General features: G+C 72.2%; 26 protein-coding genes. 11 read left to right on the top strand and 15 right to left on the bottom strand.

The genetic code is table 11. From position 1 onward, the window contains the following. Positions 1-23: 23 nt before the first annotated feature. Positions 24-812 (bottom strand): SDR family oxidoreductase, encoded by a 789-nt coding sequence (locus C4V41_RS26640; RefSeq protein WP_103958663.1) that lies wholly within the window; start codon positions 810-812, stop codon positions 24-26. Between the two features lie 155 nt (positions 813-967). Here C4V41_RS26640 and C4V41_RS26645 point away from each other — a divergent pair, with 155 nt between their 5' ends. Continuing rightward, positions 968-2,137 carry an MFS transporter gene (locus C4V41_RS26645; protein ID WP_103958664.1) on the top strand — a complete coding sequence of 390 codons (1,170 nt, stop codon included), beginning with the start codon at positions 968-970 and terminating at the stop codon, positions 2,135-2,137. Positions 2,138-2,269: 132 nt separating this feature from the next. Here C4V41_RS26645 and C4V41_RS26650 read toward each other — a convergent pair whose 3' ends face one another. The 3 genes from C4V41_RS26650 to C4V41_RS26660 all read right to left on the bottom strand — a co-directional run bounded on the left by C4V41_RS26650 (position 2,270) and on the right by C4V41_RS26660 (position 4,875). Beyond that, complete coding sequence (locus tag C4V41_RS26650) at positions 2,270-3,211, bottom strand: sporulation protein (RefSeq protein WP_103958665.1); 942 nt, start codon at positions 3,209-3,211, stop codon at positions 2,270-2,272. 40 nt (positions 3,212-3,251) lie between these two features. Beyond that, positions 3,252-4,076, bottom strand: coding sequence for an ion transporter (locus C4V41_RS26655; RefSeq protein WP_103958666.1), 825 nt, complete (start codon positions 4,074-4,076; stop codon positions 3,252-3,254). Between the two features lie 112 nt (positions 4,077-4,188). Beyond that, positions 4,189-4,875, bottom strand: coding sequence for a GntR family transcriptional regulator (locus tag C4V41_RS26660; protein WP_235030395.1), 687 nt, complete (start codon positions 4,873-4,875; stop codon positions 4,189-4,191). Between the two features lie 277 nt (positions 4,876-5,152). Here C4V41_RS26660 and C4V41_RS26665 point away from each other — a divergent pair, with 277 nt between their 5' ends. The 3 genes from C4V41_RS26665 to C4V41_RS26675 are packed head-to-tail and all read left to right on the top strand — an operon-like array spanning position 5,153 to position 8,524. Continuing rightward, complete coding sequence (locus C4V41_RS26665; RefSeq protein WP_160150399.1) at positions 5,153-6,484, top strand: MFS transporter; 1,332 nt, start codon at positions 5,153-5,155, stop codon at positions 6,482-6,484. 4 nt (positions 6,485-6,488) lie between these two features. After that, positions 6,489-7,391 (top strand): dihydrodipicolinate synthase family protein, encoded by a 903-nt coding sequence (locus C4V41_RS26670; protein WP_103958669.1) that lies wholly within the window; start codon positions 6,489-6,491, stop codon positions 7,389-7,391. Continuing rightward, positions 7,388-8,524, top strand: coding sequence for a mandelate racemase/muconate lactonizing enzyme family protein (locus tag C4V41_RS26675; RefSeq protein ID WP_103958670.1), 1,137 nt, complete (start codon positions 7,388-7,390; stop codon positions 8,522-8,524). The genes C4V41_RS26670 and C4V41_RS26675 overlap by 4 nt, the downstream gene beginning before the upstream one ends. Position 8,525: 1 nt before the next feature. Here the strand turns inward: C4V41_RS26675 and C4V41_RS26680 are convergent, their stop codons facing one another. From C4V41_RS26680 to C4V41_RS26695, 4 genes are all read right to left on the bottom strand, one after another. Beyond that, positions 8,526-9,896 (bottom strand): glycoside hydrolase family protein, encoded by a 1,371-nt coding sequence (locus C4V41_RS26680; protein ID WP_103958671.1) that lies wholly within the window; start codon positions 9,894-9,896, stop codon positions 8,526-8,528. A gap of 386 nt (positions 9,897-10,282) precedes the next feature. Further along, positions 10,283-10,996: a TetR/AcrR family transcriptional regulator gene (locus C4V41_RS26685; RefSeq protein WP_103958672.1), complete on the bottom strand. Its 714-nt coding sequence runs from the start codon at positions 10,994-10,996 to the stop codon at positions 10,283-10,285. A gap of 78 nt (positions 10,997-11,074) precedes the next feature. Continuing rightward, entirely contained in the window at positions 11,075-11,470 is a 396-nt protein-coding gene (locus tag C4V41_RS26690) for a VOC family protein (protein ID WP_103958673.1), read from the bottom strand. 97 nt (positions 11,471-11,567) lie between these two features. Then, positions 11,568-12,950 carry an FAD-dependent monooxygenase gene (locus C4V41_RS26695; RefSeq protein ID WP_103958674.1) on the bottom strand — a complete coding sequence of 461 codons (1,383 nt, stop codon included), beginning with the start codon at positions 12,948-12,950 and terminating at the stop codon, positions 11,568-11,570. A 52-nt stretch (positions 12,951-13,002) separates the two neighbouring features. Between C4V41_RS26695 and C4V41_RS26700 the strand changes: the two genes are divergently transcribed. Next, positions 13,003-13,596 (top strand): TetR/AcrR family transcriptional regulator C-terminal domain-containing protein, encoded by a 594-nt coding sequence (locus C4V41_RS26700; RefSeq protein WP_103958675.1) that lies wholly within the window; start codon positions 13,003-13,005, stop codon positions 13,594-13,596. On the opposite strand, the gene C4V41_RS26705 is transcribed toward C4V41_RS26700, so the two are convergent. Further along, positions 13,577-14,764, bottom strand: a complete 1,188-nt coding sequence (locus C4V41_RS26705) for an SGNH/GDSL hydrolase family protein (protein WP_200824238.1) — start codon at positions 14,762-14,764, stop codon at positions 13,577-13,579. The two genes, C4V41_RS26700 and C4V41_RS26705, sit on opposite strands and share 20 nt — an antisense overlap. A gap of 111 nt (positions 14,765-14,875) precedes the next feature. Here C4V41_RS26705 and C4V41_RS26710 point away from each other — a divergent pair, with 111 nt between their 5' ends. From C4V41_RS26710 to C4V41_RS26730, 5 genes are all read left to right on the top strand, one after another. Further along, complete coding sequence (locus C4V41_RS26710) at positions 14,876-15,499, top strand: TetR/AcrR family transcriptional regulator (protein ID WP_103958677.1); 624 nt, start codon at positions 14,876-14,878, stop codon at positions 15,497-15,499. 10 nt (positions 15,500-15,509) lie between these two features. Then, positions 15,510-16,673 (top strand): sensor histidine kinase, encoded by a 1,164-nt coding sequence (locus tag C4V41_RS26715; protein WP_103958678.1) that lies wholly within the window; start codon positions 15,510-15,512, stop codon positions 16,671-16,673. Next, on the top strand, positions 16,670-17,365 hold the full coding sequence (locus C4V41_RS26720; RefSeq protein WP_103958679.1) for a response regulator: 696 nt from the start codon (positions 16,670-16,672) through the stop codon (positions 17,363-17,365). Before C4V41_RS26715 ends, C4V41_RS26720 begins: the two co-directional genes overlap by 4 nt. 42 nt (positions 17,366-17,407) lie before the next feature. Then, positions 17,408-18,118, top strand: a complete 711-nt coding sequence (locus C4V41_RS26725; protein WP_103958680.1) for an FkbM family methyltransferase — start codon at positions 17,408-17,410, stop codon at positions 18,116-18,118. Positions 18,119-18,202: 84 nt separating this feature from the next. Then, positions 18,203-20,314, top strand: coding sequence for a SpoIIE family protein phosphatase (locus tag C4V41_RS26730; protein ID WP_235030396.1), 2,112 nt, complete (start codon positions 18,203-18,205; stop codon positions 20,312-20,314). On the opposite strand, the gene C4V41_RS62015 is transcribed toward C4V41_RS26730, so the two are convergent. Further along, the gene (locus tag C4V41_RS62015) at positions 20,315-20,680 is read right to left on the bottom strand and encodes a hypothetical protein (protein ID WP_160150400.1); all 366 of its coding nucleotides are present in this window, start codon (positions 20,678-20,680) and stop codon (positions 20,315-20,317) included. 155 nt (positions 20,681-20,835) lie between these two features. Beyond that, positions 20,836-21,222, bottom strand: a complete 387-nt coding sequence (locus tag C4V41_RS26740) for a VOC family protein (RefSeq protein WP_103958681.1) — start codon at positions 21,220-21,222, stop codon at positions 20,836-20,838. Positions 21,223-21,268: 46 nt separating this feature from the next. Between C4V41_RS26740 and C4V41_RS26745 the strand changes: the two genes are divergently transcribed. Further along, the gene (locus tag C4V41_RS26745; protein WP_103958682.1) at positions 21,269-22,027 is read left to right on the top strand and encodes a PIG-L family deacetylase; all 759 of its coding nucleotides are present in this window, start codon (positions 21,269-21,271) and stop codon (positions 22,025-22,027) included. Between the two features lie 16 nt (positions 22,028-22,043). Here C4V41_RS26745 and secD read toward each other — a convergent pair whose 3' ends face one another. The 4 genes from secD to C4V41_RS26765 all read right to left on the bottom strand — a co-directional run bounded on the left by secD (position 22,044) and on the right by C4V41_RS26765 (position 26,894). Then, complete coding sequence (secD, locus tag C4V41_RS26750) at positions 22,044-24,287, bottom strand: protein translocase subunit SecD (RefSeq protein WP_103958683.1); 2,244 nt, start codon at positions 24,285-24,287, stop codon at positions 22,044-22,046. A 39-nt stretch (positions 24,288-24,326) separates the two neighbouring features. Next, the gene (locus C4V41_RS26755; RefSeq protein WP_103958684.1) at positions 24,327-24,674 is read right to left on the bottom strand and encodes a hypothetical protein; all 348 of its coding nucleotides are present in this window, start codon (positions 24,672-24,674) and stop codon (positions 24,327-24,329) included. A 53-nt stretch (positions 24,675-24,727) separates the two neighbouring features. Beyond that, positions 24,728-25,633, bottom strand: a complete 906-nt coding sequence (locus C4V41_RS26760) for a hypothetical protein (RefSeq protein WP_103958685.1) — start codon at positions 25,631-25,633, stop codon at positions 24,728-24,730. A 103-nt stretch (positions 25,634-25,736) separates the two neighbouring features. Next, complete coding sequence (locus C4V41_RS26765; protein ID WP_103958686.1) at positions 25,737-26,894, bottom strand: MFS transporter; 1,158 nt, start codon at positions 26,892-26,894, stop codon at positions 25,737-25,739. Position 26,895 lies beyond the last annotated feature (1 nt).

The following is a 26,895-nucleotide window of genomic DNA, read 5'->3' on the forward strand; positions in this document are numbered from 1 at the left end:
CCCATTTTTGTGCGACCGGTTCGTCAGGTGAGGTCGGGCAGGCCGAGGTCGAGGTTGGGGCGTTCGATGCCGCCGTCCACTTCGAGCACCGTGCCCGTGACGTACCGGGCGGCCGGTGAGACCAGGTACAGGACGGCCGCGGCCACGTCCTCCGGTTCGCCGATGCGTTTCAGCGGCGTGGCCTGCTCCATGCTGGTGCGCAGGCCGTCGTCGTTCATGACGAGGTCGAGCGCGGAGGTGGCGACCGAGCCGACGGCCACCGCGTTGACGCGTACGCGCGGCGCCAGGTCGAGGGCGGCCAGGCGGGTGTAGTGGGCGACGGCGGCCTTGGCGGTGCCGTACGCCAGGTAGCCGCGCCCGGCCAGGCGGCCCATGGCGGAGGAGATGTTGACCACCGCGCCGCCGTTCGCGAGCAGGTGGGGCAGGGCGGCGCGGGTCAGCTCGTGCATGATCCCGACATTGAACTGGAACGCGTTCTCAAGGTGCTTGCGCCGGGTGTCGGCGAACGCCCTGGGCAGCGCCCCGCCCACGTTGTTGACCACGACGTCCAGCCGGCCGAAGGCGTCCGCCGCGCGCGCGGCGAGCTCCTCGGCGGCGCCCGGCGCGCTCAGGTCGGCCGGGACGACCAGGGCCCGCCTGCCCGCCTTCGCCACCTGGTCGGCGACGGCACGGAGCTGGTCCTCGGTACGGGCGCAGAGCGCGACGTCGGCGCCTGCCTGGGCGAGGGCGATCGCGGTCGCCGCGCCGATGCCCCGGCCCGCGCCGGTGACGACGGCGGCGGCGCCGGTGATCTGGAAGCGGTCCAGGATCATGCCGCCAGCCTAGAGACGAACTGCAACCTGTTTCAATATGGCCAGCCCGCTATAACACCCCAAAGCCGGAATGGTCGGTACATATGGATAGATTCGGTCCAGCGAGCTGTACGTTATAACGGTCACCTCCGGCGGACGGGAACGGAAAGGGATCGATGTCTGAGGCTCGGAACCGCCGGTACGCGACGGCGGTGCTGCTGGCGCACTCGGTGGGCACGCAGGTGGTCACGTTCGTGCTCCGCCCCACGATGTCGTACCGGGCGATCGAGCTGGACGTCCCCGCGGCCCTGCTCGGCGTGCTGGGGGCCAGCTTCGCGATCGCGCCGCTGCTGCTGGCGCTGCCCGCCGGGCACGCCGCCGACCGGTACGGCGAGCGCCGCATGGCCGTGGCCGGCGCCCTGCTGCTCACCGCCGCCGGAGCCGCGTTCCTGACGCTCGGCCACACCGTGCCCGGCCTGGTCGCGGCCGGGATCCTGCTCGGCACCGGCCATCTCGGGTGCGTCATCGCCCAGCAGGCCCTGGTCGCCAACACCACCCAGCGCGGCGGCCACGACACGGCGTTCGGCCGCTACACGTTCGCCGCCTCGCTGGGGCAGGCCGCGGGGCCGGTGCTCATCTCCGCGTTCGGCGGGGACCAGGCCATCCCCGACACCGGCCGCATCTTCCTGTGGGCCTGCGGCCTGGCCGTGCTGCTGGTCCTGCTGTCGATCCCGCTGGCCCGCAGCCCCCGCCCGGAGCCCGGCGAACGGCAGGACGCCATGAACGTACGCTCCCTGCTGCGCCGCCCCGGGATCGCGCACGCCCTCGTGACGAGCTGCGTGGTCCTGGCCGCGGTCGACATAACGCTCGTCTACCTGCCCGCCCTGGGCACCGAGCAGGGGCTGACCGCGGGCACGGTCGGCCTGCTGCTCACCATCCGCGGCCTGGCGTCCATGATCTCGCGCTTCTTCCTCGGCCGCCTGTCACGGGCGCTCGGCCGGCGCCGGCTGCTGGTCACCAGCACGGTCGCGGCGGCGGCCGCCATGCTGATCACTCCCCTGCCGATGCCGCTCTGGCTGCTGGTGCCCGTGCTCGTCGTGCTCGGGTTCGGGCTCGGGGTGGGGCAGCCGCTGACCATGTCCTGGCTGGCGGAGTCGGCGCCGCCGGGGTTGCGCGGGCGGGCCATGTCGCTGCGCCTGGTCGGCAACCGCACCGGTCAGTTGCTGCTGCCGGGCGCGGCGGGCCTGGTGGCGGCCGGGATGGGCGCGGGCGGCGTCCTCATGATCACCGCACTCGGGCTGGGCTGGGCCGGGGTGACGGCACGGCGGCTTCCAGCGGATCCTTGACATGACACCTGTGCGGATGACGGTAGATCGCCCGCACACCTCCGGGAGCCGCGGCGCTCGGCATGTACCGGCAACGGCCCAAGTGAGGAGTACCGGTGACCCGGCCGCCGGGGCCGGGTCACCAGTGGCTCGTCACTCCTCGTCGCCGCCCTCGAAGAAGTCCTCCACGACCTCCTCGATCACTTCACCGGCCACGAGGCCGCCCACCACGCCGGCGGCACCGGCGGCGGCGACCATCCCAAGGCCCGGCCCGCCGTGGTGCCCCCCATGATGGCCGCCGTGGTGGCCGTGGTCGCTGTGGTGGCCGTACTGGGACAGACCGTCGAGCCAGCGGCTCAGTTCGCCGTCCCAGTCCGTACGCAGGGCGTCCTCGTGGCTCACGTGGAAGCGGCCGATGGCGTCGCTCGACGAGTAGCGGCCCGAGCGCTTGTCGGCTTCGAGCACCACCTGCAGCCCGGCCGGGTCGGCCACGAAGGTGACCTCGACCTCGCCCACCCGCCCGGCGTACCGGCCCCCGGGGTAGAACTCGATCTCCTGGTAGAAGGGCAGCTCCTGCCGCACGCCGTAGAGGTGCCCGTACTCCAGGTCGGCGGACTTGAAGACGAAGCCGAGCCGCAGGAAGGACTCCAGGATCCGCAACTGGGACGGCAGCGGCTCGATCGCCACCATGTCCAGATCGCCCTTGTCCACGGCCTTGGCGATGGCGAGCTCGGTCCGCACCCCGATCGCCATCCCGGTCAGCGGCCGGCCCTGGATCTCGCTGATCGGCGTCTCCCATGGCACCGGGAGCCCGAAGCCGACCGTGCGCTCCTCGCCCTTGAGCAGCGTGAAGGGGCCGGAGACGCGGACGTTGGCGAACTGGCCGAGACCCGAGCCCTCGCCGTCGCCGTGCTCGATCTCGACCCTGGCCACCAGGCCCAGCGTGATGTGCTCGATCTCGGCGTCGAAGTCACCGCCCTTGAGCCGTACCTCGCCCGCCAGCGTGCCGCCCGGCTTGGTCCGCGGAGTGGACAGCACGGTGTCCACCGAGGGCGCGCCGACGCCGAACGCACCCAGCATCCGTTTGAAGACCACGGCTCTCTTCTTTCTGTCGAAGATCGATTGTCCGCTGGCGTCAACGATCAACCGGGGAGCCGAGTTCCGCCGAAGGTGACGGTGATGGCGTTCGGATGAGGAGCCGGTCGAGCTTGGCGTTGACCGCCGCCAGCTCCTGCCGTACCGATTCGAGCTCGGCCCGCGTCTCGTTCTCCGCCGCGTCCCCCTCGACGTCGTTCATGGCGTTGACCACGACCGCGATGAACAGGTTGAGCGCTACGAAGGTCGACATGAGGATGTACACGATGAAGAAGATCCACGCCCACGGCTTCTCCTCCATCACCTCCTGCGCGACGTTCCCCCAGTCGTCGCCCGTCATGATCTGGAAGAGGGTGAACAGCGAGCGCGGCAGCTCGTCGAACCGTTCGGGCACGATGTCGCCGAACAGCTTGGTGGCGATGACCGCCGCGATGTAGATCATCAGCACCAGGAGGCCGATGATCGAGGCCATCCCCGGCACGGCGGCCAGCAGCGCGCCGACCACGCGGCGCATGCTGGGCACCGCCGAGACCAGCCGCAGCGCCCGCAGGATCCGCAGCGCGCGCAGCACCGACGTCGGCCCGGAGGCCGGGATGAGCGCGACGGCCACGATGATGGTGTCGAACCAGTTCCACGGGTCGCGGAAGAACGCCGCGCGGTAGGCGTACAGGCGGGCGGCGATCTCGGCGGTGAAGATCGCCAGGGCGATCCGGTCGATGGCGTGCAGCAGCCCGCCGGCCCGCTCCATCAGGTACGCGCTGGTCTCGCAGCCGATCGTGACGGCGTTGACGATGATGACCAGGATGACCGCCCGCTGCACGAGCCGGCTCTCCAGTGCGGCCCGAACCCGCTCTTGCCCAGACAAAGACCCTCGATTCCCTCCGGCTGATCGAAGATCATCGTAGGGACGCGGGAAGGCCCCGGCCGCCGGCCGGGCCGGGCTGAGAGATGGATCACACCCTGAGAGGCCCGCCCCCTTAAGAGGCGCTTTCGCCGGTGAGACCACCGCTCTGCCTGACACGGTCGACGAAGCCGCACACGTGCTCGCGCAGCAGCCGCGCCGCGTCCGTGGCGGAGCCGGACTGGGCGGCGCGCAGGATGTCGCGGTGCTCGTCGGCCTCGCGCTCCCAGGTGGGCACCCGCTCCCACGCCGCCGCCGAGATCAGCGCGGTCTGGTCGCGCAGCGAGTCGAGGGTGCTGACGAGCAGCGGGTTACCGCAGCCGGCGTAGAGGGTGCGGTGGAAGTCGCGGTTGGCCAGGCTGCGCTCGGCCCGGTCGGCGGCGGTGTCGGCGCGGTGCAGCGCCTCGGCGGCCGGGGTCAGGTCGGCGCCGCGCTCGACCGTACGGGAGACCGCCTCGGGCTCCAGCAGCAGCCGCAGGTCGTAGACCCACTCCAGCAGCGCGTCGTCGACCGTGCGCACGGTCGCGCCCTTGTACTCGCTCATCGTCACCAGCCCCGCGCCCGCCAGCGTCTTGAGCGCCTCGCGCACGGGGGTTTTGGACACGCCGAGCTGCTGGGCCAGGTCGGTCTCGACGAGCTGCTGCCCCGGCTGGAGCGCGCCGGTCAGGATCGCGTTCTTGATCGTTTCCAGCACGATCGTGCCCCGCGAGGACAGCGACCGGGACTGTCCGGCGAAGACGGGGGACGCCATGACCTCACTCATGCGACAAAGATATCGTACATCGCATCTCGTATATGACCGATATTTCGGTTACAGTCGCGTGAATTACGACTTCAGGGACTTCACCGAAGGGAGACCCGTACCGATAGAGCCGTCCGGTGTGGCCCGCGGCAACGGACCACACCGGCGAGACGGCTCCGTTCACTCGCACACCCGGACCCCACGGTTCCCCGGGGACGCCGTTGGCGCGGCGGCCTTTCGGGCTCACGAGCCGGCGGTCCGGCGTGACCACTGCACTGACCTGCAGCATGGAGCTCGAATGCAGTCTAACTCCGCAACCCCCGCCCCCGCCGGGCCCGCGACCGCGCGGCCCGCACGGTCCCGGCTCCGCTGGTCGATCATCGCCCTGTCGGGCCTCGGCCTCGCGATCGCCTACCTCGACCGGTCCGCCCTCAGCGTGGCCAGCACCGACATCCAGAAAGACCTGGGCTTCGACCAGGTCACCAAGGGAATCCTGCTCAGCTCGTTCTTCTGGACCTACGCGATCTTCCAGTTGCCCTCCGGGTGGCTGCTCGACCGCTTCGGCCCGCGTCTCATCTATCCCATCGCCGTCGTGTGGTGGTCGCTGTGGACGGCCGCGACGGCCCTGGCGCACGGCGTCGGCACGCTGCTGGTGACCCGGCTCGGCCTCGGCATGGGCGAGGCGCCCGTGCAGCCGGCCAACATCAAGGTGGTCTCCGCCTGGTTCCCGCGCAGGGAGCGGGCGCTGGCCTCCAGCCTGTTCGACACGGGGCAGCAGGTCGGCGTGGCCCTGTCCGTGCCGGTCATGGCCGTGCTCGTCGGGGCGTTCGGCTGGCGGGCGGCGTTCGTCGTGATCGGCCTGGTCGGCATGCTGTGGGTGATCGGCTGGTGGATGATCTACCGCTCGCCCCAGGAGCACCCGAAGATCTCGCAGGCCGAGCTCGACTACATCGAGGGCGGCGACGCGGCCGTGCCCGAGACCGGCCCGCGCGTGCGCTGGGTCGAGCTGCTGCGCTACCCCACCGTGTGGGGGCTGGTGCTCGGCTACATCTGCCGCTCGGCCACCGGCGCGTTCTTCCTGACCTGGTATCCGAGCTACCTGATGGAGGCCAGGAACTTCTCGCTCGTGGAGCTGGGCATCTACGGCTCCATCCCGTCGCTGCTCGCGGTGGGCGCCACGATCGCGGGCGGCGCCTTCTCCGACTGGCTGGTACGCCGCGGCGTCCCGATCTCCCGCGCCCGCAAGATCCCGATCATCACCGGCATGCTGCTGGCCTCGACGATCGCGCTGACCACGTTCGTGGACGGCACCCTGGCCGTGATGATCCTGCTGTCGATCAGCAACTGCGCCCACTCCTTCGCCGGCGCCGCCATCCTCAGCCTGCCGGCCGAGGTCGCCCCGTCCCCCACGGTGATCGGCTCGGTCGCGGGCTTCCAGAACTTCGGCTCGCAGATCGGCAACATCATCAGCCCGATCCTCATCGGGTTCTTCCTGGCGCTGAGCGGCAACTCCTACACGGGCCCCATGTTGTTCGCCGGGGCGATGGCGATCCTGGGCACCCTGATCTACGGATTCGTGGTGAAGGTGAGACCGCTGAACGAGACCGTACCCGCAGAGAGCAGAGGTTGATTTCATGCGTTCACTGACCGAGCGGCTGGCCGACGTCGCGGCCGTCACCGTGACGCCGTTCGACGCGGCCGGCGGCCTCGATCTCGACGCGAACGTCAAGCTCGTGCGGCGGCTGGTCGACGCGGGTGTCGGCGTGATCACGCCGAACGGCAACACCGGCGAGTTCTACGCGCTGACCCCGGACGAGCGGCGCCTGATGCTCGAATCCACGGCCGCCGCCGTCGGCGAGGACGCGATCGTGCTGGCCGGCGTCGGGCTGGACGTGGCCTCGGCCGTCGAGTCCGCCCGGCACGCCGGGGAGCACGGCGCGCGCATGGTGATGGTGCATCAGCCCGTGCACCCGTACGTGTCGGCGGACGGCTGGGTGGACTACCACCGGCGGATCGCCGACGCGGTGCCCGGCCTGGGCGTCGTCCTGTACGTCCGCGGCCCCCGGGTCACCGGCGAGCAGATCGCGCGGCTGGGCGAGGCGTGCCCGAACGTCGTCGGCGTCAAGTACGCGGTGCCCGACCCGGTGCAATTCGCCTCGGTGGCCCGTGACGCCGGGCTGGAGCGGTTCGCCTGGTTGTGCGGGCTGGCGGAGCCCTACACGCCGGCGTACTGGGCGGCCGGTGCCCGCGGCTTCACCTCCGGCCTGGTCACCGCGGCGCCCGGGCTGACGCTGCGGATGCGCGACGCGCTGCGGGCCGGCGACTATCCGGCCGCCATGGAGGTATGGGAGCTGATCAGGCGGTTCGAGGAGCTGCGCGGCGCGGACGCCTCGGCCGACAACGTGGCGGTGGTCAAGGAGGCCCTCGCCCAGCTCGGGTTGTGCCGCCGCGACGTGCGGCCGCCCAGCCGGGCGCTGCCCGCCGAGATCCGGGAGGAGGTGGCCGTGATCCTGGCCACCTGGGAGGGAACGGTATGAAGATCACCGCGTTGCGGACGTACATGCAGCGGGTGGACGAACGCCCGCGCCTGCTGGTGAAGGTGGAGACCGACGAGGGCGTGTCCGGCTGGGGCGAGGCCTACAACCACGGGCCCGACCACGCGCTGGTGCCGGTGCTGGAGTACATGTTCCGGCAGATCGAGGGCGTGGACCCGCGGCGGGTCGAGTACGTGGTGCGCCGGCTCCTGCAGGAGGCGCGCTTCCCGCCGGGCGCGATCGGGCTGGCCGCGATCTCGGCCATCGACCAGGCCCTGTGGGACATCTCGGGCAAGGCGGCGGGCCTGCCGGTCTACATGCTGCTCGGCGGCAGCGTCCGCGACCGCGTCCCGGTCTACTGCGGTGTCTACACCGCCCCCGACCCGCCGGCCTGCCGCGACCTCACCCAGGAGTACAACGACCGGTACGGCTTCACCGCCTTCAAGCTCAGCCCCTACCGCCGCGACCTGTACGCGGGCCGCTGGGGCAACGTGGTCAAGGAGGCGGCCGACTATTTCGCCGAGATCCGCTCGATCCACCCGCCGGAGTGGGAGTTCGCCTTCGAGGCGCACGCCCGCATCTTCGAGCCGCGCCAGGCCATCCAGCTCGGCAACGCGCTGGCGCCGTACGACCCGCTGTGGTTCGAGGAGCCCATCAGGCCCGAGTACATCCCGGCCTGGGGGCACCTGCGCAACCAGCTCAGCGTGCCGCTGGCCACCGGCGAGTCGCTGTTCCTGCCGCAGGACTTCCTCGCCCTGCTGAGCGCGGGCGGGGCCGACATCGTGCAGCCGGACGTGTGCGTGGTGGGCGGGCTGGCGCAGATGCGCAGGATCGCGACCATCGCCGAGGCGCACTACGCCAGCGTGGCGCCTCACAACCCCATGGGGCCGCTGGCCACGGCGGTCAACGTGCACTTCGCCGCCACGCACCACGGGCTCAAGCTGGTGGAGTACAAGCCGTGCGAGACGACCTGGTGCCCGGACCCGTACCTGCCGGTGGACGGGTATCTGGAGCTGCGGCCCGACCGACCGGGCTGGGGCGTGGAGATCGACGAGTCGGCGCTGGGGACGGACGACTACGTGCATTGGGAGCGCAGGCTGCCGATCCGCCCCGACGGCTCCACGGGTTACGTCTGACCTAGCGGGCGCTCCACTTGATCTCGTACGCCTTCAGCGAGTACTCCTTGCCGTCCACCGTCGTGGTGACGTCGCCGTCCGTGGTGTTGACCAGCAGCAACTGCTGCGGCTGGGCCAGCACCCGGACGGCCGGGTCGGACGAGGTGACCGGGTCGAGTCGCGCCGCGGCCGGGAACCACTTGGTGAAGTCGGCGACGAGCTTGCCGGTCGGCGTCTCCTTCCCGCTGCGCGGATCCCACATGCACCCCGTGCAGGTGCCCTCCTTGGCCTGCGGGTTCCAGTACAGCGCGGTGGCGGCGCCGCTGCGGGCGAACTCCATCATGGACGCGGCCTGGACGGCCATCCGCTTGGGCTCGGCCCACTTGGTGCCGTCTTCGGGCACGAAATACCACTCCGACCACCAGATCGGCAGGTCACCGGCCTTCTTGCGGAGCCATTCGGTGACCGCCCCGAACTTGGCCAGCGCCCCGAACTCGTCCGGCAGCAGCTCGTGGGCGTCGGTGGGCGAGGCGCCGTCGACCACGATGAAGTCGGCGCCCTTCTTGTTCTCGTACCAGTAGTTGAAGGCGTCGAGGACGTTCTGGTTGACGACCCCCCAGTCGCCGCGCAGCTCGGAGTCGCCGCTCTTGTTGCTGTCGAACCCGATGTACGGGCCGCCGATCATCGCGTCGGGCCGGACCTTCTTCACCGCGTCGTAGACCTTGTTGTACATCTCGGTGTAGCCCTTGAAGTCCGCCGGTTTGGCGTGGTCCTTCCAGAAGCCCTTCAGCTCGTTCCACACCATGAAGTACTTGACGTCCTTGAACCGCTCGGCGACGGCCGCCGACAGCTTGGCGAAGTCGTCGAAGTGCTCCGGGTAGGGGGCGTCCTCCAGATGCTCGCCCCAGGCCGAGTCCTCGGTGGGTCCCTCGGGGCCGCCCTTCATCCAGTCGGGGGCGCAGCAGAGCGTGATGATCGGCGTGCCGCGCGACTGCGTGATGAGGTTGAGCCGGCTGTCGAGGTCCTCCCAGAAATACTGGCCGGGGTACGGCTCGGGGTTGAGCGCGCCGAAGCCCATGATGTGCTGGTTCTGCAGCATCGGCGTGCGCTGCAGGCGGCCGGCCACGACCTGCTCGAACTCCCGGGTGATGTTGTTGGCGCTGACGCCGGTGTGCGTGAGCCCCCAGCGGGGCCAGCCCTCCTCGACCGCCGGCGCCTTGACGGTCTCGGCCGTCTCCTGCGCGGTGGGCTCTTGCGGAGACGCGCTCCCCTGGGGCGGCTCGGCCGGCCGGCCACAGCTCGCCACGACCAGTGCCAGGGCGGTGGCCCCGGCGACCGAGGCGGTCAGCCTGCGCAGCCGCCGCCAGAACGATCCCCCGTTAGTCGATGCCACCCGGCCTCACCCGATTCCTGCCGTCTGCCTGCCGCCTGAAGCGTTCCACGGGAAATACGAAAGGGGCATATCCAGGGACTGCTTTCACAGGTAATCGTTACCGTCGCGTGTTAATGGAATTCGCTTTCCCCGGGCTTGTGCAGGCGGGCAGCGGAAACCAGCGCAATCGTTCGAATTCCTCCGGCGGGTGGGGGTCGATCTCGCCGGGCAGCGCGCGTACCTGCTCCAGATAGCGGAAATGGTTGCACGATCGGCAACCGGCGGGAATGGCGGTCGCCAAGAAGGTCGATGTTCGAACGGCGCCCCACCGGTCGAGGGCCCGATGCGTAGCGCGGGAGCACCTGGTCGCGGATCTCGTCAGGATCGCTCACGGACCCCCATGAAGGTCAGGGCTTGGCGTCGATCCGGGCGGTGAGGCCGTCGAGGATGCAGGCCAGGCCGAACGCGCGCCCGTTGTCGTGGGGCGCGTCGCCCAGGTCGCCGATGGCGGCGGCCAGGGCGGGGAAGGTGGCGCCGTGGCGGTCGAGGATGCGGGCGAAGGCGTCGCTCGGGCGGCGGTCGGAGGTCCAGGGCTGGGTGCCCGAGGTGGTGAGCGACTCGGTGTTGCGCAGGTGCCCGAACAGCAGGAACACCGCGTCCATCCGCTCACCGCCCGACAGCCCGGTGCCGTCCAGCGCTCCGACGGCCGCCTCGACCCAGCCGACCTCCCTGGGCCCCATGACCCGCTCGCCCAGGGTCGCCCACGGCAGCCACGGGTGGCGCTGCCAGACGGCGGCGAGCAGGCGGCTGAACTCCAGTAGCCGTTCCCGCCAGCCGCCCTCCACCCGCGACAGGTCGGGCGGGGCCCCGACCGCGCTCTCGACCATGACGGCGACCAGGTCGGCCTTGCTGGAGACGTACCGGTAGAGGGACATCTTCGTGAAGCCGAGGTCGCCCGCCACGCGCTGCATGGACACCCCGTCGATGCCCTCGGCGTCGGCGATGGCGGTCGCCGCGGCCACGATGGCGGGCAGGCTGAGCGAGGGCCGCGCCGGAGCGGGCTGTTTGCCGAGCTGCCCCCACAGCAGGTCGACGATGCCGTTCTGGTCCGCGGCCGCCATTGGCCCTCCTTCACGCTTCCGGACTGTCCAGTGTACGCACTGGTGTACACCGGACACTACCGGGCGCGCGAAAGGGGCTCACGCCTCCACGGCCATGTACATGACGTTCCACAGGTGGCCGTCGAGGTCGCGGAAGCCCCTGGAGTACATGAACCCGTGGTCCTCCGGCTCCTTCGACTCCTTGCCACCGTTGTCGCGGGCCAGGTCGACGAGCTGGTCGACGTGCTCACGGCTGTCGGCCTCCAGCGCCAGCGCGACCTCCTGGGCGACGTCGAGGTTCGGAAGCCTCTTGCCGGTCACGGAGGTGAAGAAGTCCTCGGAGACGAGCAGGACCTTCGCGCCGGGGGCGACGTTGACGCAGCCGGCCTGCTCGTTGGTGAACTCGTCGTCGATCTCCAGACCGAGGGCGCGGAAGAAGTCGACGGCCGCCTTGACGTCCTTGACGTGCAGGTTGATCCAGATGGCGTTGGACATGACGATCTCCTTCGTACGATGATGTTTCCCCGAGACATTCAGTGTCCGGGGGACACATCCGCATACGCTAGAGATTCCGCGCACGCTTGGCAAGGGGCTATCGCGCCCAGGCGATGTGGCCGTCGGGGCGTACGAGGGCGGCGCTTACGTCTTCCCAGCCGGCGACCGGCTCGGCCAGGCGGAGGCCGTGGCGGTCGGCGCCCGGAATCTCCGGATGGCCGCCCGACAGGTCGAGCAGGACGTGCCGGCCGGCGTGCATGAGGGCGAACAGGCCGGTGCCGCCGGTGAAGGCGAGGTCGGGGGCGCGGGTGCCGGCCAGCGGATGGGCGTCCGGTACGTCGTACCGGACGTCGAGCGCGGAGAGCCGCCCGGCCAGGGCCCGCGACAGCTCGGGGACCTCGGCGATGAGCGCGCTGAAGACCGCGCGCAGCGCCTGCCCGTCGGCGGAGAAGCCGGCCATGAGCGCGGTCTGCGCCTGCGTGTGCGCCAGCAACCGCGCGCCGACGGGGTGGCGTTCGGCGTGGTAGGTGTCCAGCAGGTCGCCGTGAGCGTCCCGGATCGTCGCGGCGAGTTTCCAGCCCAGGTTGGCGGCGTCCTGGAGGCCCACGTTCAGCCCCACCCCGCCGGCGGGGAAGTGCATGTGCGCGGCGTCGCCCGCCAGCACGACCCGGCCCGCGCGGTAGGCGGCGGCCTGGCGGGCGGCGTTGCCGAAGCGGGAGAGCCACCGGGGGTCGCGCATGCCGTGGTCGGTGCCGAGCACGCGCCGGACCTTCTCGCGGAGCCGCTCAAGGCGCAGCTCGCCGGGGTGTTCCGGGCGCAGGTCCTCGGGGTTCAGGCCGACGAAGCGGTGCGCGCCGCCGGGCAGCGGGACCACCATCGCGAGCCCGTCGGGGCCCGACGCGCTGAGCGGCCCGGCGGGCGGGTCGTCGAGGACGACGTCCCCCAGCCACCCCCAGGCCGTGGCCTCGGTCCCGGGGAAGGCGATGCCGGCCGCCTCCCTGACCGTGCTGCGGGTGCCGTCGCAGCCGGCGACGTAGGAGGCGCGCACGTCGTAGGCCCCGCTGGGTCCCGTCACCCGCACGGTCACCGCGTCCGTTCTCTGCTCCAGGCCCGTCACCCGGTGCCCGCGCAGCACCGTCGCGCCCAGCGCCACCGCGTGCTCCTCCAGCAGCTCCTCGGTACGCGCCTGCGGCAGGAACAGCGTGTACGGATAGGGCCCGTCGAGCACGCCGAAGTCCATGCGGTCGGGCAGCCCCGCGAAATGCCCGACCGGGATCGGCATCCCGGCCGAGACGAAGCGCCCGGCGATCCCCCGCATGGCGAGGATCTCCAGCGTCCTGGGGTGCACGGTGATCGCCTTGGAGTGCTCATCACGCTCGACGCGGGCCTCCAGCACGATCACCGGTACGTCGTGCAGCCGCAGCTCGGCCGCCAGCCACAGCCCCGTCGGCCCGGCGCCGACGACGATGACGGGATCCATGAGAACCTCCTTGGTCACTGACCAACTCTGGAAGGCCGAGTAAACTAGGTCAGTGACCAAAAGGCAAACCCTCGACCCGGGCACCGTCGTCGCGGCGGCCCTGCGCCTGCTGGACGACCAGGGGCTGGAGGCCGTCACCACGCGCGCCGTCGCCGGACTGCTCGGCGTGCGCATGAACACCGTGCTCTGGCACGTCAAGACCAAGGCCGGGCTGCTGGAGCTGATGGCGGACGCGATCGCCGCCGAGATCTCGCTCCAGGACCTGCCGGCGTCACCGCCGGAGCGGGTCAGGGAGCTGATGCGGCGCTACCGGCGCGCACTGACGAGCCATCGGGACGGCGCCGCGCTGGTCGCGGGCACCTACGCGGCCGAACCCGGCACCCTGCGCTTCGCCGACGCGGTGGTGGCCGCGCTGATGGACGGCGGCGCGACACCGCGCGAGGCGGCCTGGACGCTCAACGCGCTGGCCTACTTCACGCTCGGGCTCGCCCAGGAGGAGCAGGGCATGCCCGCCGGAGACGCCTCCCGGCTGCGCGACGCCGTCGCGCGGGGCTCCTACCCGGCCCTGCGCGAAGCCCTCGGCCACCTCACCGACGCCACCTTCGACGAGCGCTTCGAGGACGGGCTCACCCGGATTCTGGCCTGAGCAGTTCGAGGGGGAACGCCCGCGCCAGGGTGCGGTAGCCGGCCGGGCTCAGGTGCAGGTGGTCGCCCTCGTCGCAGTCCGCGCGCAGCCTGCGGGGGTCGGCCGGGTCGCGGGCCGCGCGGTCGAAGTCGATGACGGCGTCGTACCGGCCGGAGTCGCGGATCCAGGCGTTGACCGTCTGCCGGGCCGCCTCACGGTGACCTCCCGGGTCGTCGTAGGAGTGGCCGCCGAAAGGGGTGAGGGTGGCGCCGTACACAAGGAGGCCGCGGGCGTGGGCGCGCAGGATGATCTGCTCGTAGGCGGCGATCAGGTCGGCGACCGTCTCGCGCTGCGCGGCGGGCTCCGCCGTGCCGAGGTCGTTGACGCCCTCGAAGACGGCCAGCCACCGCGCGCCGCTCTGCGCGAGCACGTCGCGGTCCAGCCGGGCCAGGGCGCTCGGGCCCAGGCCGTCGTTCAGCACCCGGTTGCCGCCCGCGCCCTGGTTCGCGATCGCGACGCCGCCGGGCAGCCGGTCGAAGAGCTGGTCGGGCCAGCGGTCGTCGCCGTTGGTGGTGGACCCCCTGCCGTCGGTCAGCGAGTCGCCGAGCAGGACGAGCGTGGCCGCGCCGGACCACACCTCGGCCCCGCTGAGCAGGTACCAGTGATCGACGGGGGTCGCGCCGGGCAGGTCGCCGGCCTCGGTGTGGTCGCCCGTGGCCAGGTGGGAGGTGGTCCTGGAGCCGGGGTGCGAGGTGAGGGCGGAGGAGGCCAGGCCCTTCGCGAGGTAGGCCGACACGGTCAGGACGGAGCCGGGGGCGAGATCGAGGTCCACCGGGTCCGACACGACGTGCGCGCCCATCGGCACGACCATGGAGGCGCGCCCGGAGAACGTCACCGGCTTACAGGTCCCCGGCCTGATCGCGCTCGCGCCCGCCCCGCCGTCCGGGAGCGCCACCGTCACGCGGGTGAGCGGCAGCGGCGCGCCGCCGAACGCGTTGGACAGGCGCAGCCGCACCCGCCGCCCACCGGCCGACACCCGCAGCGTCTGCCGGAGCGTGGTGTCGGCGAGGACCAGCCCCTCCTTGGCGTACGGCGGGGGCGGCAGGTTGTCCGGCTCGGTGAGCTGCGGCATCGCCGTCCACGTGGTGACCCAGTGCATGTACGCGGCCTCCTTGGAAATTTTCGGCACGATACCGAACGTTTCCGGCGGCGCTGACCGGCGGGGGTGCCTTTCGGGTTTTACCCCTGCTTGTCGATCAAGTCATAGGCCGCCCGGCGCTTCCCGCCTAGGGTCACGTGCATGCACTCTCCAGAAGAGCGGGAGTCGATCCTGCGGTCCGCGACCAGCCTGTTCTCCGCACTCGGCTACGACGGCACCGACCTGGCGCAGATCGCCGAGGCGGCTGGGGTGGACACGGCGGCCGTCGGCGCCTGCTTCACCGACAAGCGACACCTCTATCTGGAGGTCATGGGCCTGGCCCACCGGCTGCTGGCCGACGTCATCGAGGCGCGCTCCGCGGAGCTGGCGGCGGCCCCTCCAGAAGGGCGGGCGGAGGCGCTGCACCGGTTCATCGACGGCTACATCGACCTGTGCGTCGACCATCCCGAGGTGCCCGCGCTGTGGATGCACCGCTGGCTGTCCGACGCCAGCGACATCGCGGACCCCGACTCCGACAACGCCCAGCCGCTGACCCAGGCCGCGGTGGACGCCGTGAGCACGCTGGCGGAGCCGATCGGCGCCGACGCGCTGTACACCACGTACACGATGGTCTGGTGCATCCAGGGGTTCTCGCTGAGCGGGGTGCTCAACGGGACGGGCACCCGGCGCGGCCCGGAGGATCGGCAGCACCTGCGGCGTTTCCGCGCGCACATGCACCAGTTGCTCGGGCGGGAGCTCGGCCTGGAGGTCCCCGGCGGCCCCTAGGCTAGGCCGTATGGGGGTAATCCGGGTGCCCATTTCGCCGGAGACCGGGCGGCCGGTGCTCCGCCGCTGGCCGTTCGCCGCCGCGGCCGTGGCGCTCCTGGTCCACGACGCGCTGCTGCTGTCGGTCAGCTCCGGGTTCGGCGTGCTGGCCGTGCCGGCCGCCGCCATGATCGCCGCGCCGGTGCTGTGGGCGTGGTACCGGCCGTTACCCGCGTGGGCCGCCATGGTGGTGGCGCACGTCGCGCTCCTCGGGCTGGGACTGGCGCTGGACAGCCCGCTCGTGCCGGAGCCATGGCTGTTCGACCAGATGCTGTCGCAGGCGCCGGTGATGTACGTGCTGGCGTTGTCGTCGCCCCGGCGGGTGACCGTGCCCGCCTTCGCGCTGACGCTCGCGGCCGTCCTCCCCGTGACGACGCTGCTGAACCTGGAGCCCGACCGGCTCGCCAGGGGCCTGCTGAGCTGGGCGCTGGCCCTCCTGGTCGCCACGCTGCTGGGCCACACCAGGCGGATGCGGCTGCTGCACACCCTGCGGGTCGCCGAGGAGCTGGGCCGGCGGCGGATCCTGGAGGAGCGCTCGCGCATCGCCAGGGAGCTGCACGACGTGGTGGCCCACCACATGTCGGTGATCGCCGTGCAGGCGGCCAGCGCGCCGTACCGGATCGAGGGCGGCGTGAGCGAGGCGGCCGCCCGCGAGTTCGGGGAGATCAACGTGGCCGCACGCGAGTCGCTGCGCGACATGCGGCACCTGCTCGGCGCGCTGCGCGGCGCCGGCACTCATCCCGGCACCACTCCGCAGCCGGGGCTGGGCGAGCTCGGCGGGCTCGTGGAGTCGGTACGGCGGGCGGGCGTCCCCGTGAAGCTGAAGATCGGCACCCAGGAGCCCTCGCCGGTGGTGTCGCTCACCGCCTACCGGATCGTCCAGGAGGCCCTGAGCAACGTCGTACGGCACGCCCCCGGCGCCAGGACCACGGTCACCATCTCCGGCGGCGACGGGGAGCTGACCGTCGAGGTGGTGAACGAACCCCCCGCCGCTCCGGCCGCCACCCCCGGCTCCGGGCTCGGGCTGATCGGCATGCGCGAGCGGGTGGCGGCGCTCGGCGGGCGGCTGACGGCGGCCGCCACCGGCGAGGGCGGCTTCGCCGTGCGCGCGGTGCTACCAGAGGGAGACGAATGATCACGGTGCTGGTCGCCGACGACCAGGCGATGATCAGGGCCGGGTTCGCGGCCCTGCTCTCCGCGCAGCCCGACCTGCGGGTGGCGGGCGAGGCCGCGGACGGCCTGGAGGCGGTGGCGATGGCCCGCGAGCTGCGCCCCGACGTCGTGCTCATGGACGTGCGCATGCCGAACCTCGACGGCCTTGAGGCCACCCGCCGCATCACCGAGGCCGGGCGCGCGACGAAGGTGGTGATCCTGACCACCTTCGACATCGACGACTACGTCTACGCCGCCCTGCGCGGCGGGGCCAGCGGCTTCCTGCTCAAGGACGCCCCGCCGGCCGACCTCATCACCGCGGTCCGCGTCGTCGCCGGCGGCGAGGGGCTGCTCGCGCCCTCGGTCACCCGCAGGCTCATCGAGGAGTTCGCGGCCAGGCGGCCGGTCGACGAGCGGGAGGCGCTGCGGCTCAACGCGCTGACCGCGCGCGAGCTGGACGTGCTCAGGCTGGTGGCGGCCGGGCTGGCCAACGCCGAGATCGCCGGGGAGCTGACGATCGCGGCGGAGACGGTGAAGTCGCACGTGGGGCGGATCTTCACCAAGCTGGGGCTGCGCGACCGGGCGCAGGCGGTGGTGCTCGCGTACGAGAGCGGGCTCGTCGTGCCCGGCTCTCCCCCCTCGGGGGCACGGCGGAGGCCCGGAATGCGTACCTGAAGGGGATGTGGCGCCGCCCCTCCCCCGCCTACGGTCGCCCGCATGATGCGTGTAAGAGCGGCGGACGCCCTGCTCAGGACCGGGGCGCGGATGTCCTTGAGCGAACCCGAACTGCTGGGGCTGGCCGAGTTCGTCCGGCCGGGGGCGGTCTGTTTCGACATCGGGGCCGCGTACGGGATGTACACCTATCCGCTGGCCAGGCTCGCCGGGCCGGCCGGGCAGGTGCACGGCTTCGAGCCGCTGCCGGTGCCGTACCGGATCCTTGAGGCCGGGCTGCGGGCGGCAGGGGCGCGGAACGTGCGGGTCACCAACGCGGCGCTCGGCTCGTCGTCGGGGTGGGAGCGGCTGGTGCTGCCGTACCGGTTCGGGCTGCCGATCCACGGCTGGGCCCATCTGGAGAAGGGGCTGCGGCGGCCGGGCGGCAAGACGCTGGAGGTGGCCGTGCACACCGTCGACGGGGTGTGCGAGCTGCGGGAGCTGTCGCGGGTGGACTTCATGAAGCTGGACGTGGAGGGGGCCGAGCTCGACGTGCTGGACGGGGCCGCGTGGACGATCGAGCAGCACCGGCCCGCGCTGCTGCTGGAGATCGAGGAGCGGCACCTGGGCAAGTACGGCAGGAGCGCGGGCGAGGTGGCCGGGTCGCTGCTCGATCGCGGATATCACATGCACGTGTGGCATCGGGGGCGCTGGAGCCGCACAAAGGAGGTGACCACGCGGCGGCGCAACTACCTGTTCGCCATACCAGGGCATTAACGTACAGTAAGTGCCCTGCTACGCCAATGCGGGTATCCTGCCACTATGGGGGGTTCAAGGTCGTGAGCGGGGCGTGCTGAGGCGGTGCGGGACGAGCGCACCTCGGGTCCTGGCGCGGCGGACGAGTCGCAGCGCCTGGACGACCTGCTGATCGAGGCCATCATCTGTGCGGGAGCGCACATCGGCGCGGTCTACCTCCTGGACGAGGACTGCGAGGTCCTGCAGATGACCACCGAGCTCGGCCTGCCCGCGCCGATCGCCAGGGCGTGGTCTCGCATCAGGACGAACGATCCCGTACCGGTCGCCGTGGCGATCCGCGAGCGGCGGCTGATCTGGATCAGCGGCCGCGAGCACCTGGCCCGCGACTTCCCGGCGGCGGCGCTGGCCCTGCCGTACCACTTCGCGGCGGCGCTCACCCCCATCAGCACCGGCGACGTCATCTGGGGCGGATTCATGCTCCTGTGGCCGGCCGGGCACGCGGCCGAGCTCACCGCGCGCCAGCGCGAGGTCATCGAGGAGGCCTGCACCGACATCGCCGGCCTGCTCGAACGGGCGGCCGAGGCGGGCCGGCCGATCGCCGCCCCGTCCAGGCCCCGCGTGCTCGACCCGTGTCCCGTGCACAAGACGGACCGGCGGGCCGGCATGGTCGCGCTCGAATGCCTCAACCGCCTGCCCGAGGGGTTCTGCTCACTGGACGTCGAGGGGCGCGTGACCGTCGTCAGCGCGCCGGCCTGCGACCTGCTGGGGAGCTGTTCGTCCGAGCTGCTCGGCCGGCGCCCGTGGGAGGCGCTGCCCTGGCTGGACGACCCCGTGTACGAGGACCGCTACCGAGCCGCGGTCGTCAGCCGGCAGGTCACCCACTTCCAGGTCCGCAACCCCGCCGGGCGGAACCTGTCGTTCTGGCTCTATCCGGGCCTGACGGGCATCACCGTGCGCATCAGCCCCGGCACCGCCACCCGCGTCCCCGACATCGTGGCGGAGAACGAGCGGCGGCCCCGGCTGATCATGGTGCACGAGATCCTGCAGCTCGCGACCAGCCTGGCCAGGGCGATCACCGCGCAGGAGGTCATCGACCTGGTCGCCGACCACGTCATGCCGGTCTACAACGTGCAGGCCCTGGCCATCCTCACCACCAAGGGCGACCGCGTGCACGTGGAGGCCTCGCGCGGCTACACCCGGGCCGCCATCAACGACTTCGACGGCCGGCCCGTGATGCCGCCGATCCCCACCAGCAAGTCGTTCGACCCCACCCAGCCGGGCTTCTTCGCCGACTGGGACGAGCTGCGCGCCACCTATCCCGGCGCCATCCGCTCCGACGACATGTGCGCGTGGGCGTTCCTGCCGCTGGTCACCTCGGGCCGGCCCATCGGCACGTGCGTGCTCGCCTACGACCGTCCGCACCGGTTCAGCACCGACGAGCGGGCCTCGCTGACCGCGCTCGCCGGGGTGATCGCCCAGGCGTTCGAGCGGGCCCGCATGTACGACACCAAGCACCAGATCGCCCAGTTCCTGCAGTCGAGCCTGCTGCCCCGCGAGCTCCCCAGCATCCCGAACCTGGAGGTGGCCGCCCGCTACGTGCCCGCCACCCCGGGCATGGACATCGGCGGCGACTTCTACGACCTGATCCGGCTCAGCGACACGATGGCCGCCGCGGTCATCGGCGACGTCCAGGGCCACGACGTGACCGCCGCCGCCCTCATGGGCCAGGTGCGCACCGCCATCCACGCCCACGCCACCGCGGGGGCCTCGCCCGGAGAGGTGCTCGCGCACACCAACCGGCTGCTCATCGAGCTGTCGCCGGACCGCTTCACGAGCTGCCTGTACGTCAGCCTCGACCTGCAGACGCACACCGCCTGCCTGGCCAGCGCGGGGCACCTTCCGCCGCTGCTCGGGCTGGTCGGCGGGCCCGCCGAGATCATCGAGATCTCGCCGGGCCTGCTGCTCGGCATCGACCCCGACGCCGGCTACCCCACGACGGAGATCAATCTGCCGGTCGGCTCGGTGCTGACCCTCTACACCGACGGCCTCGTCGAGGCACCCGGCCTCGACATCGGCGACGCCATGGCGGCGCTGGCCCACCGCTTCAATCCCACGGCCGGTCAGCCCCTGTACGACCTCGCGAGTGCGCTCATCGACCCGGTCACGGAGGCGCGTTCCGACGACATCGCGGTGCTGCTCATGCGCGACGGCTCCTGATCAGCGCCCGGGCTTCAGCCGCAGCACCGCCTTGCCGGCGGACAGCGAGATGATGCGGACGCCGATGCCGTTGACCGACCCGGTGGCGTTGCGGCCGATCACCGTCTGCGACATCGTGCGGGCGCTGGTGCCCCGGATGCTCACGGTGGAGCCGGTGAAGCTGATCCGGAGTCTGGTGATGCCGAAGCGGGGGCTGACCCGGAACGACACCGCCTTGGTGATGGTGAGCTTGCAATTGCCGTCGTAGCAGGCCCGCAGGTTGGGGCGGGCGGCCGTCTCGGCGGTGGCGGCGGTGGCGGCGGTGGCGGCGGCCGGCGCCAGGGCGAGGGACGCGGCGACGGTGAGGGCGGCGATCTTGGCGAACATGATCCTCCTTGCTCCGAAGGGGTCGGCGCCGCCAGTCTGCCGTGATCGAGCCGGGACCCGTCCCGGCTCGATGGATTTTCCCTCGATGGACGTCCCTGCCGGCCGTCCCGCCGCGCACCGAGACCCCGCCGTCGAAGCGGTGGCCGTTCGAGGGCTCAGCGGGTGTCGCGGCGCAGCGGGTGGTCGCCCGGGATCTGCACCAGGACGATGCGGTGGCCGTCGGGGTCGGCGATCCACAGCTCGATGAGGCCCCACGGCTCCTGGCGCGCCTCGCGCAGCACGGTCACGCCCGCCTTCCTGAGGTGTTCCTCCTCGCGGGCGACGTCGCGCACCTGCAGCCAGAGCGACACCCCCGGGCCGGCGCCGTCGTCGGGGTGGCCGGACAGCTCCAGGAACCCCTGGCCCAGGAAGAAGACCACGCCGGGATGCTCGGGCGGGCCGAACTCGCGGTAGATCGCCAGGCCGAGCGTCTCAGCGTAGAAGCGGCGGCTGCTCGCCAGGTCGTTCGGACGCAGCAGCACCCGGCTGCTCAGCACCTCCATGCCGGTTCTCTTCCCCGCGACCTCGCCACCGGTAACCTTGATCGGCATGGATCTGAGCCTGTTGTGCGTACACGCCCACCCCGACGACGAGTCGATCTGGACCGGCGGCACCCTGGCCCGCTACGCCGACGAGGGCGCCAGGACGGCGGTCGTGACCTGCACCTGGGCCGAAGGGACGAACCGGGCGGGCGAGCTGGAGCGCGCCCTCGACCTTCTCGGCGCGGGCAAGCCCCGGCTGCTCGGCTACGCCGACGCCGGCAAGCCGGAGTCCGCGCCCGGCCGCCCGCGCTTCGTGGACGTCCCACTCGACGAGGCCGTGGGGCTGCTGGTCGAGCACATCAGGAGCGTACGGCCGGACGTCGTGCTCACGTTCGACGGCTACGGCTCCTCCGGCCACGCCGACCACGTCCACGTGCACCGGGTGACCATGGCCGCGGTCGAGGCCGCCGGCTACGACCAGCTCTATCCGGAGGCCGGCGACCCGTGGCGGCCGCGCGCCCTCTACCTGTCGACCCTTCCCCGGTCGGTCGTGGAGTCGCAGTGGGAGTCGGTCTTCGGCGCGCCCCCGGCCCCGGGCCAGACCCTGCCCGGCGTGCCCGACGACCAGATCACCACGCACCTGGACGTCTCCCCGTGGGCGGAGCGCAAGTGGGCCGCGATGCACGCGCACGAGTCCGAGGTCGGGCGGGGCGCGTCGATGACCATGCTGACCGCGCTGCCCGAGCAGGCCCGCGCCCAGCTCCTGTCGAACGAGTGGTACCGCCGCGTCGCCTACACCGGCCCTCAGGAGCGCACGCTCTCCTGAGGGCCGGTCAGGGGTGTCACACGACGGCGCCGCTGCCCTCGCGGGGCCGGCTGACGCGGGGCTTGGCCGGTTCGGGCGCCGGGCGGCGGTCGAACCGGCCGAGCAGGATGGCCGTCGGCCCGGCGACGAAGGCCGACGACAGGGTGCCCGCGACGATGCCGGTCACCAGGGCGATCGCGAAGTCGCGCAACGAGTCGCCGCCGAAGGCCATCAGGGCGAGCAGGATGAACAGCGCGCCGAGACCGGTGTTCACGGTGCGCGGCATCGTCTGCAGGATCGCGCCGTTCACCGCCGCCGCGAAAGGCTCGCCACGGCGGGCCGTCCACAGCTCCCTGACCCGGTCGAACACCACCACCTTGTCGTTGACCGAATAGCCGACGATGGTCAGCATGGCGGCCAGGAACACGCCGTCGATCGGCTTGCCCAGCCAGGCGAACAGCCCGGCCACCAGGATCACGTCCACGAGCAGCGCGATCACGGCCGCCGCCCCGAACGTCCACCTGAAACGCACCGCCAGGTACGCGAGCTGCATGGCCACCGCCACCCCGAGCGCCACGAGGGCGTTACGGCGCAGCTCCTCGCCCAGGCTGGGGCCGATGAACTCCTCGCGCCGCTTGGTCACCTCGCCGCCCTGCCGCTCAAGGGCCTGCTCGATCCTGCTCACCTCGTCGATGCCGAGTCGCCCGGCGCGTACGGTGACGCCGTCGCCGGTCGCCTGCACCACCGCCGACGGCACCCCGGCCCGGGTGACCGCCTGCCCGGCGGCGTCCGCCGACAGCGGCCGGCTCGTGGCGAACTCCACGAGCCGCCCGCCGGTGAACTCCACGCCGTAGTTGAGCCCGCGGACGAGCAGGCCGGCCACGGCCACCGCCGCTACCCCGGCCGCGATCGCCAGCCACACCTTCCCGGCCTTCATGAGCTGCGGGCTCCTGCGCGTCAGCCAGGTCCGTACGGCTCCGGGCGAGCCCAGCCCCGACAGGCGCGGCCCGACCCGGTCGATGACGGCGTGGGCGAGCACGCGGGTGATCAGCATGGCCGACACCAGCGAGGCCAGCACGCCGACGGCCAGCGTCACGCCGAAGCCCTTGACCGGCCCCGAGGCCAGCCAGAACAGCAGGCCGGCGGCGATCAGCGTGGTGACGTTGGAGTCGGCGATCGCGCTCCAGGCGTTCTTGAACCCCCGGTCGAGCGCCGGCCGCAGTCCGCGGCCCGGCGCCTGGCCGTACTCCTCCCTGGCCCGTTCGAAGACCAGCACGTTGGCGTCGATGGCCATGCCGATGGCCAGCACGAACCCGGCCAGCCCCGGCAGCGTGAACGTCGCCCCCATCGCCACCAGCGCCGCATACGAGATCAGCCCGTAGCAGAGCAGCGCGATCGCCGACAGCAGCCCCGCCATCCGGTAGACGGCGACGATGAACACGGCGGTCAGCACCAGCCCGGCGAGCGCCGCCTTGGCGCTGGCCTCGATGGCCGCCGCTCCGAGCGTCGGGCCGACCGTACGCTGCTCGACCAGGTCCAGTGGTACGGGCAGCGCGCCGCCCTTGATCAGCACGGCCAGGTCGCGCGCCTCCTCGTGGCTGAACGAGCCGGTGATGTCGGCACGGCCGCCCGGGATGCCGGTCCGGCAGGCGATCGACGCGTCCATCGGCGGCGAGGAGATGATCTCCTTGTCGAGCACGATGGCGATCCGCCGGCGCGGGTCGTCCTGCGACCGGCAGGCCGCCTCGCCGGTCAGCCGCTGCCAGGCGCCGGCGTCCCGGAATTCGAGGCTCACCCACCAGCCGGGGCCGCGCTGGGGGTCGCTCTGCTCGACGGCGTCGCTCACGCCGTCACCGGTGATCGCGGCGGGGCCGAGCTCGTACGGCACGCCGTTCTCGTCGCGCGGCGCGCTCTTGTCGCCGGGCTCGGCCGCGCCCAGGACGGGATGGAACGCGAGCTGCGCGGTACGGCCGATGACCTCGGCCGCCTGCGCCGGGTCGAGCACGCCGGGCAGCTCGACGATGATCCGCCGCTCACCGGAACGGACCAGGGTGGGATCGACCACGCCCAGCGCGTCGGCCCGCTGGCGCAGCACGTTGATGGCACGGTCGGTGGCCGCGGCGTCGGCCTTGACGGTGGCGGAGTCCTTCGTCTCGAAGACGAGCTGGGTGCCGCCCCTGAGGTCGAGCCCCAGGCGCGGCGACATGGTAAAGGTCAGAATGATCGAGGTCACGATGACGGCGAGAGCCGCCACCGCACGCCAGAAGGGCGCACGGAACATGGAAGCCTCCACAGGCTCAGACGTGCGAAAAGAGACGCTTCAGAACCGGGTGGAGGGAGGCGCCCTGGCCGGCGCGGTGTCCGGCCTGGTGCGGGCGGGGGCGTCGGTGGTCGCGGGCGCGACGGCGACGGCCCAGCCGTGGCGGTGGCCGGCCGGCCCGGACCCGAGCACGGCCGCGCCCGATCCGGTGACGCCGTAGGGGCCGGCCCACGCCCGCATGACGGGGCCGGGGTGCGGGACCTGCCGCATCCCGGAGTGCTGCTGCTCGGCCCGCCAGGACGTGGCCTGAGCGGTGGCGGTGAGCTGCTGGACGGCCTGCGCGTGGGCGGTGGCCGGCAGGAACCACGACAGGAGGAGGAGCAGCGCCGCAGGCAGCCTGGTACGCATGTCGCCCCCTCCCCTTCGCGGCTTACCCTAGCCGGGTTCGCCCGCATGCCGCATCAGTCGCCGTAGGCGTCGATGGGGGCGTCGATGCGCAGAATCTGGGTGATGGTGGTGACGACCTCGCCGTCGTCGTGCCGTACCGAGATCGGGGTGGGGACGGAGCACGAGATGTCGTAGCCGACCGAGAGCCGGACCTTCTCCGACATCCCGGACGGCGCGCAGTCACGCTGGAGCTTGGCGAGGGCCCTGTTGGCCTCCTTCCGCAGCGCCTTGTTGGCCGGCCACAGATGGGTCACCGCGATGTCGAACGCGTCGGTCCCGAGCCTGGTGGTGTTCTTCACGGTGGTGCCCTGGTTCACGGCCTGGGTCGAGGCCACGATGACGACCTCTTTCATGGTGCCGTCGTCCTTGTTCGGCGGAGCCTCGTAGCCCAGGCTCACCCGCCTGGTGTACGGCTGGTCGACGGTGTTGACGCCCTGGCACTCGGCGTTCCTGAGCTTCGTGCCGCTGCGGTCCTTCTGCCCGGCCCGGTAGCAGGTCCACTTCATCGCCTTGGCGATCCGGCGCAGGAGGGCGGGGCCCTGGTAGGCGGCCGGGAAGCAAGAGAAGCCGCGCTCCAGGGCCGGATCGCAGGGCACCGGGGCCTCGGGCGCCCTGGTCACGCTCGGCTTCGGGGCAGGCGTGGCGTCCGGCGCCCAGGTGCGGGCGGCCTGCCCGGCGGCGGGATCGTCCCTCTGGCCGCCGTTCAGGACGATGACCAGGACGGCCGCGCCCAGCAGGACGGCCACGGCCGCCACGCAGCCGGTGATGATCCACGGGACGGGGCCGCGGCTGGCGGCCTGGTGGGGAAAGCGCTGGTCGCCGCCGCAGAAGCGGCCGTTCCATCGGTCCACCCAGAAGCCCGCCGCCTGCCGGTCGGGCAGGACCGGCGTTCCGCAGCGCGCGCACGGACTCGCTGTCATGGTGGCGTGCCTTCCTTCCCCCGGAACCCGGCGTACCGGAAGGGACCTTAAGCCACGAAACGCCTGGCGGCGGCTCCCTTCGAGGAACGTTGAACCGAACGCCTCAGCGCCGTGTCGCCACCATCGCGCCCGCGCAGGCGATCAGCGCGGCCGAGGTCACCAGCGTGGCCCCCGGGCCGGCGGCCTGCGCCAGGGCGGTGAGCGCGAACCCGCCGGCGATCTTCCCGGTGTTCTCGGCCTGGGAGAGGAACGAGTGCACGGTGGCCCGCACGTCGCTCGTGACGCGCCCGTTGACCCAGATGACGCCGACGGCCCGGGTGACGGTGAAGCAGACGCCGCTCACGAGCAGCACGCCGAGCCCGCCGACGAGCGCGCCCGGCGCGTACGCCAGCACGAGCGCCCCCAGCGCCCCGGCGAGGCAGGCGAGCGCGTAGACCCGCCGCGCGACGCCTTCGCCGTCGATGCGGGCCTCGACCAGGCGCAGCGTGACCGCGCCGGCGACGGAGGCGAGGAGGCCGAGTGCGGTGTACCAGAGCGTGGGGTCGCCGGGGAAGCCCAGCTCGACGAGCCGTCTGGGGAAGATCCAGCCGATCACGCCGGCCCCGTTGACGGTCGTGGTGGCGGCCAGCACGAGCAGGATCTGGTGGTCGCGGCGGGCCAGGCCCAGCCCGCGCCGCAGGATCGCCGGGGCGGCCCTGTGGCGTACCGGAGTGAAGTGCCGTTCGGTGAAGCGGGCGGCGACGTACAGGCCGATCAGGGCCATGCCCGCGCCCGAGACCGCGATCGCGGCCGCCGGGCCCGCGACCAGGCTCAGCACCCCGAACGCGACCATCCCCGCCGCGCCGCCGGCCAGCTCCCAGCGGGCCGCCGCGGTCAGCGCGCGGGCGATCCCGGCGGGGTCGTCGAGCTCGTCGGTCAGCCACGCGACGTCGGCCCCCGCCATGAGCGCCCACCCCAGCCCCCACAGCACCTGCGTGGCCACGATCCACGGGAACGCGGTCACGAAGCCGGTCGTCACCATGCCGGCGGCCAGCAGCGCGTGCCCGGTCGCCAGCGGCCACCGGCGGCTGATCGCGTCGGACCAGACGCCGGCGGGGGCGTCCGAGGCCAGCATGGTGACGGCCACGACCGTGCCGAGCAGGAGCAGCTCGCCGGCGGGCAGGTGGGCGACGACGACGAAGTACAGGCCGGAGACCAGCACGTAGCCCCGATGGCACGAGGCCCGTAAGAACGTCCAGATCAGGTACGTCCTGGTCACCATG

Origin of the sequence: Nonomuraea solani, assembly GCF_900108335.1 — a bacterium.
GTDB classification, from domain to species: Bacteria; Actinomycetota; Actinomycetes; order Streptosporangiales; family Streptosporangiaceae; genus Nonomuraea; species Nonomuraea solani.

What these genes read in the sequence shown, in the direction of transcription:
- C4V41_RS26765 (WP_103958686.1), bottom strand. Translation starts at nt 26,894, where the DNA reads ATGGTGACCAGGACGTACCTGATCTGGACGTTCTTACGGGCCTCGTGC.
- C4V41_RS26645 (WP_103958664.1), top strand. Translation starts at nt 968, where the DNA reads ATGTCTGAGGCTCGGAACCGCCGGTACGCGACGGCGGTGCTGCTGGCG.
- C4V41_RS26715 (WP_103958678.1), top strand. Translation starts at nt 15,510, where the DNA reads ATGGGGGTAATCCGGGTGCCCATTTCGCCGGAGACCGGGCGGCCGGTG.
- C4V41_RS26670 (WP_103958669.1), top strand. Translation starts at nt 6,489, where the DNA reads ATGCGTTCACTGACCGAGCGGCTGGCCGACGTCGCGGCCGTCACCGTG.
- C4V41_RS26695 (WP_103958674.1), bottom strand. Translation starts at nt 12,950, where the DNA reads ATGGATCCCGTCATCGTCGTCGGCGCCGGGCCGACGGGGCTGTGGCTG.
- secD (WP_103958683.1), bottom strand. Translation starts at nt 24,287, where the DNA reads ATGTTCCGTGCGCCCTTCTGGCGTGCGGTGGCGGCTCTCGCCGTCATC.
- C4V41_RS26725 (WP_103958680.1), top strand. Translation starts at nt 17,408, where the DNA reads ATGATGCGTGTAAGAGCGGCGGACGCCCTGCTCAGGACCGGGGCGCGG.
- C4V41_RS26685 (WP_103958672.1), bottom strand. Translation starts at nt 10,996, where the DNA reads ATGGCGGCCGCGGACCAGAACGGCATCGTCGACCTGCTGTGGGGGCAG.
- C4V41_RS26745 (WP_103958682.1), top strand. Translation starts at nt 21,269, where the DNA reads ATGGATCTGAGCCTGTTGTGCGTACACGCCCACCCCGACGACGAGTCG.
- C4V41_RS26665 (WP_160150399.1), top strand. Translation starts at nt 5,153, where the DNA reads ATGCAGTCTAACTCCGCAACCCCCGCCCCCGCCGGGCCCGCGACCGCG.
- C4V41_RS26710 (WP_103958677.1), top strand. Translation starts at nt 14,876, where the DNA reads ATGCACTCTCCAGAAGAGCGGGAGTCGATCCTGCGGTCCGCGACCAGC.
- C4V41_RS26640 (WP_103958663.1), bottom strand. Translation starts at nt 812, where the DNA reads ATGATCCTGGACCGCTTCCAGATCACCGGCGCCGCCGCCGTCGTCACC.
- C4V41_RS26760 (WP_103958685.1), bottom strand. Translation starts at nt 25,633, where the DNA reads ATGACAGCGAGTCCGTGCGCGCGCTGCGGAACGCCGGTCCTGCCCGAC.
- C4V41_RS26720 (WP_103958679.1), top strand. Translation starts at nt 16,670, where the DNA reads ATGATCACGGTGCTGGTCGCCGACGACCAGGCGATGATCAGGGCCGGG.
- C4V41_RS26755 (WP_103958684.1), bottom strand. Translation starts at nt 24,674, where the DNA reads ATGCGTACCAGGCTGCCTGCGGCGCTGCTCCTCCTCCTGTCGTGGTTC.
- C4V41_RS26690 (WP_103958673.1), bottom strand. Translation starts at nt 11,470, where the DNA reads ATGTCCAACGCCATCTGGATCAACCTGCACGTCAAGGACGTCAAGGCG.
- C4V41_RS62015 (WP_160150400.1), bottom strand. Translation starts at nt 20,680, where the DNA reads ATGTTCGCCAAGATCGCCGCCCTCACCGTCGCCGCGTCCCTCGCCCTG.
- C4V41_RS26740 (WP_103958681.1), bottom strand. Translation starts at nt 21,222, where the DNA reads ATGGAGGTGCTGAGCAGCCGGGTGCTGCTGCGTCCGAACGACCTGGCG.
- C4V41_RS26675 (WP_103958670.1), top strand. Translation starts at nt 7,388, where the DNA reads ATGAAGATCACCGCGTTGCGGACGTACATGCAGCGGGTGGACGAACGC.
- C4V41_RS26660 (WP_235030395.1), bottom strand. Translation starts at nt 4,875, where the DNA reads ATGAGTGAGGTCATGGCGTCCCCCGTCTTCGCCGGACAGTCCCGGTCG.